The organism is Leptolyngbya sp. FACHB-711, assembly GCF_014695615.1.
Lineage (GTDB): Bacteria > Cyanobacteriota > Cyanobacteriia > Elainellales > Elainellaceae > Leptolyngbya_A.
This window is the reverse complement of sequence record NZ_JACJOR010000146.1, coordinates 1-15167: the sequence shown is the minus strand read 5'-3', so window position 1 is coordinate 15167 and position 15167 is coordinate 1. Positions and strand designations below refer to the sequence as shown.

The 15167-nt window shown below is 48.5% G+C and carries 17 protein-coding genes and 4 pseudogenes; 5 read left to right on the top strand and 16 right to left on the bottom strand.

The features are described from left to right. Window positions 1-27 precede the first annotated feature (27 nt). The 9 genes from H6F80_RS04905 to H6F80_RS04875 form a co-directional block, all read right to left on the bottom strand. Window positions 28-723 (bottom strand): NAD(P)-dependent alcohol dehydrogenase, encoded by a 696-nt coding sequence (locus tag H6F80_RS04905; RefSeq protein WP_277879043.1) that lies wholly within the window; start codon window positions 721-723, stop codon window positions 28-30. Window positions 724-880: 157 nt separating this feature from the next. Further along, window positions 881-1657, bottom strand: a complete 777-nt coding sequence (locus H6F80_RS04900; RefSeq protein WP_190790484.1) for an SDR family oxidoreductase — start codon at window positions 1655-1657, stop codon at window positions 881-883. A gap of 99 nt (window positions 1658-1756) precedes the next feature. After that, window positions 1757-2020, bottom strand: a complete 264-nt coding sequence (locus tag H6F80_RS31100) for a hypothetical protein (protein ID WP_199296381.1) — start codon at window positions 2018-2020, stop codon at window positions 1757-1759. Window positions 2021-2082: 62 nt separating this feature from the next. Beyond that, window positions 2083-2574 carry a cation:proton antiporter domain-containing protein gene (locus H6F80_RS31095; RefSeq protein ID WP_199296380.1) on the bottom strand — a complete coding sequence of 164 codons (492 nt, stop codon included), beginning with the start codon at window positions 2572-2574 and terminating at the stop codon, window positions 2083-2085. Continuing rightward, a complete protein-coding gene (locus H6F80_RS31090) occupies window positions 2550-3374 on the bottom strand; it encodes a cation:proton antiporter (RefSeq protein ID WP_199296379.1) in 825 nt (274 codons plus the stop codon). The genes H6F80_RS31095 and H6F80_RS31090 overlap by 25 nt, the downstream gene beginning before the upstream one ends. Before the next feature lie 202 nt (window positions 3375-3576). Further along, window positions 3577-4428, bottom strand: a complete 852-nt coding sequence (locus H6F80_RS04890; RefSeq protein ID WP_190790483.1) for an aldo/keto reductase — start codon at window positions 4426-4428, stop codon at window positions 3577-3579. A gap of 39 nt (window positions 4429-4467) precedes the next feature. Further along, window positions 4468-5538 carry an alpha/beta hydrolase gene (locus H6F80_RS04885; protein WP_199296378.1) on the bottom strand — a complete coding sequence of 357 codons (1071 nt, stop codon included), beginning with the start codon at window positions 5536-5538 and terminating at the stop codon, window positions 4468-4470. A 114-nt stretch (window positions 5539-5652) separates the two neighbouring features. Then, on the bottom strand, window positions 5653-6006 hold the full coding sequence (locus tag H6F80_RS04880; protein ID WP_190790481.1) for a cyclophilin-like fold protein: 354 nt from the start codon (window positions 6004-6006) through the stop codon (window positions 5653-5655). Window positions 6007-6202: 196 nt separating this feature from the next. Further along, on the bottom strand, window positions 6203-6511 hold the full coding sequence (locus H6F80_RS04875; protein WP_242067166.1) for a (R)-mandelonitrile lyase: 309 nt from the start codon (window positions 6509-6511) through the stop codon (window positions 6203-6205). Window positions 6512-7059: 548 nt separating this feature from the next. Between H6F80_RS04875 and H6F80_RS04870 the strand changes: the two genes are divergently transcribed. Then, window positions 7060-8031, top strand: a complete 972-nt coding sequence (locus H6F80_RS04870; RefSeq protein WP_190790480.1) for an AraC family transcriptional regulator — start codon at window positions 7060-7062, stop codon at window positions 8029-8031. 602 nt (window positions 8032-8633) lie between these two features. Here H6F80_RS04870 and H6F80_RS31085 read toward each other — a convergent pair. The 4 genes and pseudogenes from H6F80_RS31085 to H6F80_RS04855 form a co-directional block, all read right to left on the bottom strand. After that, window positions 8634-8921 (bottom strand): hypothetical protein, encoded by a 288-nt coding sequence (locus tag H6F80_RS31085; RefSeq protein ID WP_518523517.1) that lies wholly within the window; start codon window positions 8919-8921, stop codon window positions 8634-8636. A gap of 35 nt (window positions 8922-8956) precedes the next feature. Further along, a pseudogene (locus H6F80_RS04865) lies at window positions 8957-9418 on the bottom strand (WD40 repeat domain-containing protein); the annotation flags it as partial. Window positions 9419-9492: 74 nt separating this feature from the next. Next, window positions 9493-10434, bottom strand: a complete 942-nt coding sequence (locus H6F80_RS04860; protein ID WP_190790478.1) for a DUF5996 family protein — start codon at window positions 10432-10434, stop codon at window positions 9493-9495. 166 nt (window positions 10435-10600) lie between these two features. Then, window positions 10601-11029, bottom strand: a pseudogene (locus tag H6F80_RS04855) (isochorismatase family protein); the annotation flags it as partial. A 248-nt stretch (window positions 11030-11277) separates the two neighbouring features. On the opposite strand from H6F80_RS04855, the pseudogene H6F80_RS29655 reads away from it, so the two are divergent. The 3 genes and pseudogenes from H6F80_RS29655 to H6F80_RS04835 all read left to right on the top strand — a co-directional run bounded on the left by H6F80_RS29655 (window position 11278) and on the right by H6F80_RS04835 (window position 12946). Continuing rightward, window positions 11278-11997: pseudogene (locus H6F80_RS29655) on the top strand (substrate binding domain-containing protein). 42 nt (window positions 11998-12039) lie between these two features. Further along, window positions 12040-12186, top strand: a complete 147-nt coding sequence (locus tag H6F80_RS04840) for a hypothetical protein (RefSeq protein WP_190790475.1) — start codon at window positions 12040-12042, stop codon at window positions 12184-12186. 4 nt (window positions 12187-12190) lie between these two features. Next, window positions 12191-12946 (top strand): annotated as a pseudogene (locus H6F80_RS04835) (aminoglycoside phosphotransferase family protein). Between the two features lies 1 nt (window position 12947). On the opposite strand, the gene H6F80_RS04830 reads toward H6F80_RS04835, so the two are convergent. Together H6F80_RS04830 and H6F80_RS04825 are read right to left on the bottom strand one after the other, a co-directional pair. Continuing rightward, window positions 12948-13481, bottom strand: coding sequence for a phosphatase domain-containing putative toxin (locus tag H6F80_RS04830; RefSeq protein WP_190790473.1), 534 nt, complete (start codon window positions 13479-13481; stop codon window positions 12948-12950). Window positions 13482-13543: 62 nt separating this feature from the next. Further along, a complete protein-coding gene (locus H6F80_RS04825) occupies window positions 13544-14032 on the bottom strand; it encodes a hypothetical protein (RefSeq protein ID WP_190790472.1) in 489 nt (162 codons plus the stop codon). A gap of 44 nt (window positions 14033-14076) precedes the next feature. Between H6F80_RS04825 and H6F80_RS04820 the strand changes: the two genes are divergently transcribed. Further along, window positions 14077-14661, top strand: a complete 585-nt coding sequence (locus H6F80_RS04820; protein WP_190790471.1) for a TetR/AcrR family transcriptional regulator — start codon at window positions 14077-14079, stop codon at window positions 14659-14661. An 87-nt stretch (window positions 14662-14748) separates the two neighbouring features. Here the strand turns inward: H6F80_RS04820 and H6F80_RS04815 are convergent. Then, the coding region (locus H6F80_RS04815) for a transposase (RefSeq protein ID WP_199296377.1) at window positions 14749-15167 on the bottom strand (419 nt) is incomplete at its 5' end.

The following is a 15167-nucleotide window of genomic DNA, read 5'->3' as shown; positions in this document are numbered from 1 at the left end:
ATGGTTTATCTGACAGAAGGGAAATTTCTAGCTTTTTGGGAGTTGATATTCATCGGCACCGAGGCGCAACGCGTCTTCTTTCTTGTCGGGAGACGTGGTGAAGACAACAACGTGCGCTCCCATCGCATGAGCCAGCTTCACACCCATGTGTCCCAAGCCGCCCAGACCGACCACGCCGACTTTCTTACCCTCTGTGACGCCCCAATGACGGAGTGGCGAATACGTGGTGATGCCTGCACACAGGAGCGGCGCAACTCCAGCCAGCTCAAGGTTGTCAGGAACGCGCAGCACAAAGCGTTGATCAACAACAATGCTATTGGAATAGCCACCATAGGTAACTGGAGCAGTCTTGTGCTTGTCTGGAGAGTTGTAGGTGAAGATTGCATTTTGGCAAAACTGCTCAGAGCCAGCCTTGCAATTGGGACAGTGCCCATCTGAATCGACCATACAGCCAACTCCCACGACATCACCGGACTTGAATTTAGTGACTGCCGAGCCAACCTCAGTGACCCGTCCGACAATCTCATGCCCCGGAACGATCGGATAAGTCGTGGACATAAAATCGCTCCACTCGTCCCGCACTGAATGAACATCGGAGTGACAGATGCCGCAGAAGAGAATTTCAATTTGTACGTCCTGTTCGGTGGGATCGCGCCGTGCAATCGTGTCGGAGGCTAATGGCGATGCGGCACTGGCAGCGGAGTAAGCTTTGGTGTTGTACATGAATCAATGCTCCTAGTTGTTTATTTTTGGTATATGGTACTGTTCATCGCTGACTTCGAGTACCGCCTGCGGGGCGATCTGAGTCATGCCGTTAGCGGTGGTGAATGGTGACAATGTTTTTTGTCATGCGGTTAAGGGTCGATCGGGTTGGCGGCCATTACTGCACCGTTTGACCACCGTCGATGACCATCGCGTGTCCAACCATGAAGGCAGCCGCATCCGAACATAGCCAAACCACTGCCGCAGCAATCTCCTCAGGCTTGCCCATCCGGCCAATCGGCTCCTCCGCAATGACCTGCGCTCGCCCTTCGTTTGTGCCGCCCGTGAAGCGACCCATCATGGGGGTATCGATGTAGCCGGGACAGACGGCGTTGATGTGGATGTTCTGCGCGGCGTAGTCGAGGGCTGCCGCCTTGGTGAGACCAATCACCCCATGCTTCGCGGCAGTGTACGCGGGACTGCCCTTGATGCCAATGATTCCTGCCCCCGATGAGGTGTTGACGATCGCGCCACCGCCCTGTTTAAGGATCAGCGGGATCTCGTGCTTCATGCACAGGAAAACACCGCGCAGGTTGATGTCGATGATCCGATTCCACTCCTCTTCCTCGTATTCCGCAGTCGGAGCCGGATTTCTCGGCTCAATGCCTGCATTGTTAAAGGCGAAGTCCAGCCGCCCGAAAGCCTCAACGGTTTTGTCCAGAGCCGCCTTTACGTCCTCGCTTCGTGTTACGTCGCACTGGACAGCAATTGCCTGTCCACCCTGGTCTTCGATCAGGCGTACCATTTCTTGATTACCCTGTTCTGAAATGTCAGCAGCTACGACCTTAGCACCTTCACGAGCAAACGCCAGCGCCGCCTCGCGACCAATGCCACTTGCTGCTCCGGTAACAAACGCAACTTTTCCTGTGAAGTTTCCATTCTTGTTCGTCGTCATTATTTTTCTCCTTTAATTTTTCACCTAACAATCACCTAACCTGCTCCTCGCGCCTGTAATAACGGCTTTTTCTTTGGTGTTGTTGCTCATTATTTCTCCTTACTCGGCATCGGATTCCTGTAAACCGATCTCCCGAACTTTGAATTCTTCCACGTCGGTCAACAAGAGATACTTTCTGATCAACTCTTCGTCAAACTCGGCACGGCGATTCATTTTGTTCAAGAGATTTCGTCGTTGCTCCAGCACTTCCAGGTAAATGGATTGATAGCCTTTTAGTGAGTTTTGCCAGACAAAATTTGATTCTTCGAGTTGGCGATCGAAAAACTTCAGATCGATTTCGAGCTTCGAGAACAAATTATCCAAATGTTCGTTTCGTGCGCGCTCTCCACTATATTTTTCTTCCAGGAAGCGAAGCGAAGCCAGCGCTAATTTCTTTTGAATGATAATTTCCTGCTTTTGTTCAGGGATGAGAGTAAACCTATCCTTGGGTTTACTTTGTGGACCAGCCAGGGAAGCGTTAATCCTTGAAAAACCAGGGTGATTAGAATAACGACAAACGTGATAAAGAGAATGAGGTCACGATAGGGAAACGGTTGTCCTGCTTGAGTGAGGATCGGGACGGAAAGTGCAGATGCCAGCGATACCACGCCGCGCATTCCTGTCCAGCCGAAAATCAGGGGACCTTGCCATCCCGGATTCGGGTCTGACACCGTGATAAAACGGCTCATGACTCTCATCAAAACCGACGTTCCAAAGGTGCAAAGCAGCCTGGTGACGATCAGTACGAAAGTGATGATCAAGCCGTACCAAACGGCACTGCCGAAACTAATCTCTCCGGGCTGCCGAGTGACAAACGGCAATTCGAGTCCGATGAGCAAAAAAATCAACCCGTTTAAGACAAGACCAGATTCGTCCATACATTTAAGCCTTCAACCCGGCTCCGGTAACTCAGCAGGCTATTGCGCTTGCTGGATAAGAACAGTCCACCACTGACGACCGCTAGCACGCCCGAAACATTAAAGTGTTCGGCAAAATAATACATGCAGTAGGGTGCGACTAGTGTTAAAACAATCTCGATGCTGGATGTTGTGGGCAATAAACGGCGAATGCCGTAGAAAATCAACCCGACAATGAGTCCGATCAAGATTCCCATTAAAATAACGAGAACGAAGTTGACGGCTGCCTCTTGAAAATGGAACTGTCCGGTGAGGACTGCCGCCAACGCAAAGCGAAACACAATCAGCGACGAGGCATCGTTGAGCAAGCTTTCGCCTTCGACAATGCTCACCAGCGATTTCGGCACGTTGACCCGCTGCATGATCGTCGTTGCGGAAACAGCATCAGGCGGTGAGATAATGCCACCCAAAAGAAAGCCCAGCGCTAACGTAAAACCGGGAATCAACGCACTGGAGACCACTGCGATCACGCATGACGTTAAGATGACGATCGGAAACGCAAACCCGATGATTAGCCCTCGCCATTTCCAGAATTCTTTCCACGAGACTTGCCATGCCGCTTCATAGAGCAGGGGTGGAAGAAAAATCAGGAAAACCAGTTCCGGGTTGATGGTGATATTTGAAAACGGAGCGATGAAACTTAGCGCGAGCCCGCCCAATACGAGCACGATCGGGTAAGCCAGTCGCAGTTTATCAGCGATCATGACCAGTCCAAGAATGATCAGGATGAGGCAAACATATTGAATGAAAATGCCTTGCATGAAACGAATTTTGCAGAGAAGTGAAGGTTTACGGACATGATATGCGGTTATTCTTTGGTGTAGACCCGATCGTCGAAATTTCTAAACTGCTATTTCCAAGTTTTCGTTTTTGCATGATTCCTCAGTTAAGGGGAATTAGAAGCCCTGCTATCGTTCGTTGTTAAACGCCGTGTGAGCCAGATCAAACGGGAGCGCAGTGATTCTAAATGTCAAGTTTTACGGTACTCAACCGTTTCACCATTTCCGGATCACGATGGTCGAAGAAGCTGGTAACCCTCGTGTCTAGCGAGATAATCTCATCCATATCTTTAGGGCTGAGTTCAAAATCGAAAATGTTGAAGTTCTCAACAATTCTTTCCTGTCGAACGGATTTTGGAATCACAACGACTCCTCGTTGGGTCAGCCAGCGCAGAATCACTTGAGCAACAGTTTTCTTGTATTTCTCAGCGATCGCAAGCAGCAGTTCATTTTTGAAAATGTTGTTCTTGCCTTCAGCAAACGGTCCCCAGGATTCGATCTGCACCTTGTTTTCCTGTAAAAACTTCTGGGTTTCAATTTGCTGATTGAATGGATGAGTTTCGATCTGATTGACCGCAGGAATCACTTCGTTATGAACCAGCATATCCATCAATCGATCGGGTTGGAAGTTGCTGACACCAATGGCTCTAATCTTGCCTTCTTGATACAGTTCTTCCATCGCTCGCCACGAGCCATAGACATCGCCATAGGGCTGATGAATCAGATAGAGATCCAGATAATCTAAGTGCAATCGCTTGAGCGATCGCTCAAACGCCTTCTTTGTGTTTTCGTAGCCAGTATCCTGAATCCAAAGTTTGGTAGTGACAAAGATCTCTTCCCTTGGTACACCACTTCTTTGAATGGCTGTGCCAACAGCTTCTTCGTTTTGATAAGCAGCGGCGGTATCAATCAAACGATAGCCTGCACAGATGGCTTCATATACGCTTCTTTGACACTCTTCGAGGTCAGCGATCTGAAAAACACCGAATCCTAAAATGGGCATCTCAACGCCATTATTCAGTACAACCTTTTGCATTGTTTCTCTCCAATTTTTGCTGTTTTCTTAAATGAGCTATCATTCAACCTGCGACCGACTGAGGTGCTGATTGAAAAAGGAGGCAAGCTTGTCCCAAGGAATAAGGTTCACTCGATCGTACAAATCGACATGTCCCGCGTTTGGAACAATGTAGAGTTCCTTTGGTTCGGCGGCGCGTTGATAGGCATCTTCGCTGAACTCCCTGGAATGGGCATTGTCACCCGTGATGAACAGCATGGGACGGGGCGAAATCGTCTCAATATCATTGAACGGGTAGAAGTTCAGGAATTTGACGTTGCTGGTCAGCGTCGGATGGGTTGTCAGTTGCGGCGACGAACCTTCGGGGGTGTATTCGCCCCTGGGAGTGCGGTAGAAGTCATAAAACTCACGCTCAATCGCGGTAGAGTTTTCATTCAGTTCATGCACCGTGCCGCTAGTGTATTGGGTTTCGCCGCCCGTGAACTCTGCATAGCGTTGTTCAGCCGCCGCTGCGATCGCTTGCTGCCTCTGTTCGAGGGTCGCAGAATGTCTCAGCCCGTTGCGGTTGGCTGCACCCATGTCATACATGCTGACCGTCGCGATCGCCTTCATGCGCGGGTCAATCTTGGCGGCGCTGATAACGAAGCTACCGCTGCCGCAAATCCCAAGAACGCCAATTCGATCTCTGTCAACGAGGGACTGGGTGCCCAGAAAATCGACCGCAGCACTGAAATCTTCAGCATAAATATCCGGTGCAACAACGTTGCGGGGCTGCCCTTCACTCTTGCCCCAGAAGGATAAATCAAGGGACAAGGTGATGAATCCTTGCTCAGCCAGCTTTTGGGCATACAGATTCGAGCTTTGTTCTTTGACTGCGCCCATTGGGTGCCCGACAATGATTGTTGGATGATTGGTGTTCTGATCCAAGTCTTTGGGAATGAAGAGATTCCCAACAGCCTGCATGTTGTATTGGTTTCTGAATGTAACTCTTTGCATCGTCACCTGGTCGCTTTGATAGAAATTGTCTGCTCCCTCGACCACAGCAGACTGCTGCACGGGTGTTTGGGAAGCCTCACGCGAGATGTAGGTTCTGTCGATCGCAAATGCTGCTGTTGTACAGATCGCACTCATCAAGAGAGTTGGTATTAGAACACGATGTTTCATGACTTTCTTTGTAAGTTTGGGTTGATCTAATGGGTTTACTTCGGTTCAATCGTCGCAAGCCGCTTCCTTGCTGTATCCGCTTTACTGCGATCGCAACTCGATCGTCACTTCTACAGAACCAGGCACATTCAATGCCTCGATGTCACCGTCAATTTTTCCGAGGATGACGAGTCCGTTTGAGTATCCAAAATCGTTGTAATACATCGCCAAATTTCCCCAGGGAGCGTAATACGCGATATCTCCAACCGCAGGATCACTACCCGAAGGGGCATCTTCTGTTGATAATCGTCTTGGCAAATCACTAACTTTTTCGGTGTTCGCGTGGTCTTCTAAAGTCAGCGTTAATGGCAGCAGGGAAATAAAATCCTGAGTGGTTTTGCTATCAATCAACGTAGCTGTCACAACTTCGTTTCTGACCCTGATGTTGATCTTCATCCTGTTTGCCTGCTCGGTTGATAGTTCAGTTGGTGTCTCTGACGGTATTTCCGACGGTATTTCTGACGAGGTGCTGCGGGTGATACTGTTGTCGGCACGGCAAGCTGAGGAACCAAAGACATTGCCAGGGCAAGGAGCAAAATTAGCATTCGCTTCTGAGCGTTTTTCCCTCTGTCAGGGGGGGATCTCAAAAACATCAGGATCTCCCCTCATACTGCTCGTCGCTGACCTGTTCCATCCAGTTCCCAGGGCTGCCGTTGAGCGCCTCCTGGATAGCGATGTGAGTCATGGCTGTGGTAGCTGTGGCTCCATGCCAATGTTTTACACGGGGCAGAATCCGGACGACGTCACCAGGTCTGATTTCCTGAATTTGACTACCCCACTGCTGAATCCAGCCAATTCCAGCCGTCACAATCAAGGCCTGCCCCAGAGGATGGGTGTGCCATGTGGTTCGGGCACCAGGCTCGAAGGTGACACTTGCGCCAAACGTGCGTGACGGATTCATGCGCTGGAAAAAGAGGATTGATGCGTACAGAACCCGTGAAATAGTCAGATGAGCCTTCAGTAGAAGACTGCTAACCATTCCGCGTGATTTCTACACTCTGTGGGCGATCGCCCAATGAAACTTGGGTATGACCTGCCTGTGCAAACCCCAAAGCTAAATAAGGATGCAATGACAGGTATCGTGAGCCGTTTCATTTTCGTTCCTCCATGTTTGTGCAACGCCCATGCAAAACTTTCCCACAGCAGCCTGCTGTGGATTGGATGATGCTTCCTATGCGATCGCTTCTCACAATCGCTCCAATCAACCTGCGTATTCCCTTTGATAAAAGTCCAGACGATTACAAGCAGTTGGAATCGTTTTTCATTGCTTTAACCTCATTCTAGGCATCCTGAAAGGCAAGCAATAGGATGATTGTCTAGAATGATTGTACAATCCTGCAAACTTGCACCAGCTTCCATCAAGTCACGCTAGATTTTATACAGGCTTAGCTGCCAAACCCTTTTCTACACCTTGATGTGTGCATAAATCGATTGGAACAGGCACAAGAAATGAACGCGACAAGAACGAGTGAAAAGCCCGGTAGAGCGTTGATAGACGACCCACAGGCAAAGCGTGAGAAAGACCGAGCGCAAGCTAACCGAGAGGAACTGACCGAGCGAATTGCACGGACGGTTAGTCACGATGGCGTGATTGAACCACTGAAAGGATTGCACGTCTATCGCACCTCCTACCCTTCAGAGTGCTTGCACAGTGTCTCGATTCCGTCCTTCTGTGTCATTGCTCAGGGCAGCAAAGAGGTGTTGTTGGGAAGCGATCGCTATCAGTACGATCCGATGCATTATTTGTTGGGAACGGTCGAACTGCCGATTGCCAGCCGAATTCTGGAAGCATCTCTAGAGAAACCATTTCTGAGCCTTCGTCTCGATCTCGACCCCACTCTGGTTGGTTCAGTCATGGTGGAGGCAGGCTATCCCTCCGCCCAAAGGGGTACCAGTGTCAAAGCGATCGATGTCAGTCCACTGGATGCGAATCTGCTGGATGCGACGGTGCGGTTTGTCAGACTTCTCGATTCTCCGGCTGAAGCCCATGTGCTGGCACCCCTGATTAAACGGGAAATTATCTACCGATTGTTGATGGGAGCGCAAGGCGAGCGGCTGCGTCAGATTGCCGTTCTGGGTGGCTACACGCACCACATTGCCAGAGCCGTCGATCGCCTTAGGAAAAACTTTAACCAACCGCTTCGGATTGAGGATATTGCCCACGAGCTTGGCATGAGTGTCTCAGGCTTTCACCATCATTTCAAATCGGTCACAGCGATGAGTCCCTTGCAGTTTCAGAAACAACTGCGGCTCCAAGAGGCTCGCCGTCTGATGCTGGGGCAAAACCTGGATGCAACTAGTGCGGCGTACCAAGTGGGGTATGACGATCCTTCACACTTCAACCGGGAGTATAAGCGGCAGTTTGGAGCACCACCCATGCGGGATGTGGAGCGGCTACGGGAAGTCGCAAAAATTGGTTGATGATCGACACCCGCTCATTGTGCATCCAGGTAATTGCCGTGCACTGGAAGCTGTGAGTGCTGGCTCCCTCAATCCCTAATCGCTTGAAGGCTGCCCGCAAAATCGCATCGTAGATACCAAACAAGGCTCGATCGCGCTGGGTTACTAATCCTTCTAAAAGAGACTCTTAAGGAGACGATCGCATTTGTATCTCTCGGCATGAAAGTCATCTAAGCGTAAGCCTAAACCCCACATACAAGGAGGTTTCGGAAAAATAAAATTCGCGCCATCAATTTGAAGACACTGGAGAGCATAAATTTCTGCTTGAAAATGGCTTACCGTTATCAGCTAAGATTTACCGTTCCGTTAAGCCTGAAAGCCCTATGTAGCAGGAGTTTTAGCGATCAAAAATCCGTGCTACGAACTTGAAAGCCCTTAGAGGCTTAAGTTGCCGTAGCTAAAGAATTTATTGTCGTAGAATAAAAATTTGGCGCCACGAATTTGATAGTGATATCTGGTAAGCTCTAAAAGACTCTAATATGGTAAAAATGACGAAATCTTTACCGTAAAAGGATTCCACACTTTACGATGTCGCGCCATGAATTTGAAAGCCGCGCCATTTTTTATGAAAACGTACAATCGGTAAGGGTATAGGTTGACCGTTGAGATGCTGCATCGGTCAGAGTGATGACACCGTGCTTAGTGATAGTCGTTGTCATATTATTCTGGCGGTGTAAGACGGGGCGTTGGTCATACTTCGCCTGTTTGAGGGTTGTTGGTTCTTGTCCGGTTCTCAAATCACAAATCTTGATCATCATGCAACATCGATCGCGGTCTTGGCCGGCACTGACCAGGAGTTGGTGATTAGGACTAAAGACGATCGCAGAAATTGCGTGTGCATGTCCCCGCAATGTTTGGATCCACTCAACTTGTGTTGTAGCCTCCTCTACGACTTGTACTGGGTCTGGAACGGAGCTGATTCTGGAATGTTACGGGGAGTTCCCAAAAGGCGGATGGCACGATTTTGATCGCTAGTGATTAACGTCTGCCCATCAGGCGTAAACGCGATCGTAGAGACGAGGTAACGATTACTGAACCAATTGTGATGAGTAGGGTTTGCTGACTGGGTCAGAGTATAGATGTTCTGTCCAGTTGCTACGTCCCAAAATGTCTGGGGTGTTTCTGCTGACGAGGCTTGTCCAAAAATACCAGTCGCTAAAGTTTTGCTATCAGGACTAAACACGAGGGCTGAAATGCGATCGCTGGAATTACTCAAGTTCAATGTATGAACAACTTCGCCTGTGGCAACCATCCATAGCTTGACCTCTGGTTCTGAATGGGCACTGGTTGCGAACCATTGTCCATCCGGGCTGATTGCCAACGCGATTGCTTCGCTGCAATGTCCCGGAACCCGCCGTACCGTGTGTCATCCTACATTAAGGCGGGCGAGACCAAGTCGCAATCAGGGCTGCTAGGGAAAAGTTAACTTCTTAGCACCGGGCTATATTCTAGGGCAGCGCGATCCCAATGTCCTAAATCCGCTGCTGCTTCGTAAGTGCTTTGCAAAAATAACAGCACCATTGCATCTGAATTGCTTGCCTGCCTTACTGCTTCATAGGGCAAGATAAACTCTTGCATTTCTGGACTAAAGAATGCCTCCTGAGGTTGCACTGAGTAGTCTTTGAACCCTTCGGGGGCGGGATAGGCGTAGGCGTAGAATAACGCTTCGATCGCGCCTTTGCCAAACCAGAATCCACAACTGCTCACCTCATGGGAGTAAGCCTCTCGCGTCACCCAATCTGCCATTCCTGGAACACCACCGGGATGTTCCGGCGCACGTCGCCCGGAGAATCGTGTCACTGCCAAATCAAAGCTACCCCAGAAGAAATGGACTGGGCTACACTTCCCCGCATAACGAGCGCGGAAAAGGGTTAGGAGCCGATCGCACTGTACCAGAATTCGCCAAAATCGTTGGGCACATTCTGCATCATAAGCCGCGTGTTCGTGATCCTGCTCAAAGGGAATCGGATCGGTTATTTCCTGGGGTACTGTCCAAATCTGTACCTCAATTCCAATCTCCTTGAGAGTCCTCATGACAGCTTGATAAAAATCAGCAACAGAGCGAGGAAAGAGTTCAACCGTTTTGGTAATCCCATCACTCGTTTCAATCAATGAATGATGATTGAGAAAATCAAAAGTGAGCTGAAAGGTGCGGGTCCCATAAGGAATCGCTGAAGTGGTCAGCCCCCGTGGCGTAACGTACAGAGTCGAATGCCACCAATGGTTCACTTTGGGAGCAAGAGACAACCGAATCTTGCCAATAATTTGTGTCCATAGATGAAGGGTTGTATTAGTATCTTGCCAAGCTGCGACGGGCAACGATGGCCAGATGTCAGTCAATGGAGATGGCATGGGTGTAGCCATGATAGAAACCTCTATGCAAATTAAAGGCAGATTCGGCAACCAACGCTAGCGCTATTTGTATCAAGGATATGTCTTGGGCGGAAGCTATCCAATTTTTGGCAACACATCTTGAAAAAGGATCCGCAAAAGTTGCCCGCCTTGAGGACGACTCCAATCTTGAGCCAGTTTAGCCATCAGCGTGTTGGTTGTGGTCAGCACAACCAACACGCTCCATCCGCCGCCGTGACATCTCCTCAGAAATATCAAAGGGGGAGCCTGAAGCATCCATCACAGCTTGCACGTTATAGCCCTCTTGACGGGCACTGATGGCAGGATAAACCAGGCACACATCGGTTATCACACCCGCCATAATAATGTTTTTACGATCGTGACGAATCACAGCTTTCTTAAACCCTGGATCATCCCAGGCATTCACGATTCCGGCTCGTCTAATTCGGGTTTGAAATGCTTCTGGCAAAATGTCTTGTAATTCTGGCATCAGTGGTCCCTGAAGGTTTTCCTGTTGGCCGCTGGTCAGCACTACCGGAATATTGAAAACTTTCGCTGTTTTTGCCAGAGCAAGGGTGTTTCGCTTCACAACCTCCAGGGGATATTTTTGATTAACTGCATGGTTCCAACTTGGTGATCAATGAGCAGCATGACTGAGTTCTCAGCCGTAAAAGAGATGTTCATTTTTGGCTCCTTCATTTTGAATACTAGAGGTCGATCGAGAATGATTTCTCAAGCGCTTGGATAGAGCCACTGGTAAAACAATTGCGTTAGTTGAGGCATTAGCAGATATGTGAGAATCCACACCACAATACCGATCGCAGTACACGGGTAGGGACACCGACAGAAACAGGATTGGCTTTCCATGAGCGTTGCCTAGAAATTTTGGCAAGCTTGGAAGAAGCGGAGCGATCGATTACCCAGCTTCAAGCAGAACCAAAGAGTAGACTTCGGTTGAATGCTCCCATGTCTTTTGGCACAATACATCTGGCACCAGCTCTACCGGACTTCTTGATGCAATATCCTGAGCTGGAGGTACAATTGACCCTCAACGATCGCTTTATTGACCCCATCGAAGAAGGGTTTGATATCACCATCCGCATTGCCAAACCCCAGGAAAGTTTGAGTCTGATTACTCATGTCATTACAACAGCTCAACGGGTTCTATGTGCCTCCCCAAACTATTTAGAGAGTCGTGGAGTTCCAACCCATCCTCGTGAACTGCAAAATCATTCCTGTTTGCATTATGGGCAGATTGGAGTTGAAGATCAGTGGATCTTGAGCGATCCTGATGGTGAGCAATGAGTTTCAGTAACTGGAGTCTTGTGTTCAAATAACAGAGAAGTCCTTCGAGATGCAGCCGTTCGAGGAATAGGCATTACATTGCTACCCATGTTCATTGTTAGTCATGAATTACAACAGGGACTGCTACAACTCGTTCTGCCTAAGTATCATCCATCAGAACTTTCAATTTCTGCCATTTATCCCGTCAGTCGCTATTTATCAACAAAGGTGTATTTGCTGGTTGATTTTCTTCAGGAAGGATTTGGTAATCAGCCTGATTGGAAGCCGTAGCCCAGACAGGATATTTTGGAGTACTGGCCAAAGGAGGCATTCATGAGTACAGGGCAAATAGCAGGTGCGATCGGAACACCCGCTTCTGAGATTGAAATTGATGCCTCCCTCGTTCACTCTCTTCTAGCAGCACAGTATCCTGACCTGGCACATTTGCCGCTCCATTCGGTCGGTGCAGGTTTGGGATAATGCCATGTTCCGATTGGGTGATCAGCTATGCGCCCGGCTTCCTCGTCGCAAGATTGCTGCCACTCTTATTGAACATGAGCAAACCTGGCTCCCACAATTATCCACTCTTCCCATTCCGATTCCAATTCCTTACAGATTAGGACATCTAGGACAAGGCTACCCCTGGAAATGGAGTATTTTGCCCTGGCCAGCAGGGGTAGCGGCAGATCAGCAAGAACCGAACTACAACTAAACACAGCGGTTTGCGGCTTTTTTGCGATCGCTTCATGTTCCTGCACCACCCAATACACCATCTAACCCATTTAGAGGTGTACCGTTGCATCAGCGAGCCACTTCTGTTAAGGAACGAATGCAGCGGTTAGAACAGAAAACAAATCTGATCACTCCAGATATCAAACACATTTGGAATCAAGCATTGGATGCACCAATGGATGTTGAAGCAACCTGGATACATAGCGATCTCCTTCCCTGTAATGTGTTAGTTGAGGCTGGTGTGATTACAGGCATTATTGATTGGGGAGACATTACAGCAGGCGATCGCGCAGCCGATTTGGCGGCAATCTGGATGCTCTTTTCCGATGTAAAAGTGCGTCAACAGGCGATTGCAGCCTATGCCAACGCTTCTGAAGCAACCCTGGAACGCGCTAGAGGATGGGCAGTGTTCTTTGATGCCATGCTACTGAATACAGGATTAGTCGATAACCCGCGGTTTGCTGCGATCGGAGAGAAGACATTGCGACTTATTACTGAGGATGTTTAAATCATTCATCCTGCTGACAGGCATCTAGAAGATTGTTTAGCTCTGTCAATACTCGAAGTGGATTTTTACCCCGCAAAGGAGCCGCAATTACGGCTTCATAAGGATTTCTGCCCATCTGTCGAACTGCCTGAACCGCTGCCTGCTGAGATAAGCCTCGTCCAACTACCAGCCATGCAGTTAGAATCTGTCCCGTTCGTCCAATTCCTCCCGAACAATGAACGACTGTTTTACGCTGACATTGATCTGACGCTAGGAGAAACGGCAAAATCGTGTGCTGAAGAGTTGTACGATCGCAAATCTCAAAGTCCGCAATCGCTGCCCAACAAACATTTTTAATTCCAAAGGCTTGTTTGTAGTAGCCCAACAAATCTGGGTAGCGAACAAGCTGGTCTTTGTCTAATAGACAGCAAACACGCTGAATCCCTTTACCTTTCATGAACGAGATCCAGGATTGGATTTGTACGTCTGTATATCCTGGTCTGGATGCTCCAAAAACAATGGATTCAGTTGAACAAGCCGCAGCAAATTTATACACAGTTCTGTTGATCTTCAGGTGATGATCTAATTCTAGATAACCAAGCAATGACTATAATTTGCTTATTTGAAGAACGGTAGCAAGTCATACTCCTGACGAATATCCAGGAGAGATCGATCCATCAACGGTTCAAAATTCAGAAAAGGTAACAGCTTCTGGCGATTTCGAGTTTTAAACCAAATCGGAATTAATTCTAGAACCACTCCAGGAAGTACTTTCAGAATTGAGCCATACAGCCAAAGAGTTCCCTTTTTTTTGATCATATCTTCGTACATCACATCAACAGCAGGGGAGTTTTTCATCTTGAGATAGGTCTGAAACGTACATTCACTCGTCCACCAAAACAAAGGAAGGATTTTCAATTCATCAAGCATTCCTGTGTCACAACCGTAGATGACATGACCCACATCATGGGCACGGAGAATTTTGGCAAAGTCTGAGGGTTGGGTTGCCGGATCGGTGATGTGGGGGTTGAGAGCATAATACTCTGCAAGTCCTTCTCGCAAGGTTTGGGTACTGTTTTTATCGATGTAGCGAGGACGTCGTTGCATAACTATTTCGATACGAAACTGTATCGTAAACTATAATAACATCTATGGCAGATCCCAATAAAAAATCACCTGGAAGACCTCGGAGTGCCGAGTCGCATCAGGCAATGCTGCAAGCGACCTTAGAGTTGCTGGCAGAGGTTGGTTTTGAAGCGATGAGTATTGAGGCGATCGCTACTCGTGCAGGAGTTGGCAAAACCACCATTTATCGGCGCTACAACAGCAAAGCAGAATTGGTGGCAGATGCGATCGAGAGTATTCGAGAAGAGATTGTCATCCCTGACACCGGGAGCCTTTGGGGTGATATGGATGCCTTGATTCAAAATGCAGCCCAGATCTCGCTTAATCCTTTAGGAAGGCAAACGGTTGCCATGATTATTAGCAGTGCGTCGAGCAATGCTGAATTTGCTCAAATCTATTGGACAAAATACTTGCATCCCCGACGAGAAGCATTTGCTGTTGTCCTGGAGCGAGCAAAGGCAAGACAGGAGGTGAAGCCTGATTTAGATCCAGGGTTAGTTTTCGACACCATGAGCAGCATCATGCTCTATGTCATGATATTCCAACCTACTTCTGACTCCTGGGAAACTTATGTGCGCCATGCTTTGGAACTTGTCCTCAAACAAATCTGATATTCATGACGCAACTTATGCTTTTGTCCGCTTGTTTTTATAGAACCCATTTGAGATCTATGTACTTGCTAACCGCTTGAGCATTAATCAGATAAAACACAGGTTGAGCTTGGCGGTGGCATGGTCAAGCGTTCGCTCAAAATTCTTAATCAAACTCTTGCACCGCTCCATCCAGGCATTCGACCGTTCTACTACCCACCGAGTCGCCACAGGGACAAATCCTGTTTTCCCCTGGGCTGCCTTTTGTGCCTTGGTCGGCTTCGGATCCAGTTCAAAGCGAATCTTGGTCATAATCTGTGGGTAAAGTTGCTGCAAGGCAGCAATGAGCTTATCGGGGTGATATCCGTGGTCAAGCAAGATTGTAATCTTAGGAATGTTAACGGGTTTAGTCCGAAAGTAATCGAGATTACGGCTCAATAGTTCAATTAACCCTTGGGCATCTGAAACATTGGCTTTAGTGCAGTGGGTGAAGCAGGGAAACTCTAGAGTATCAATGGCAAGATGAC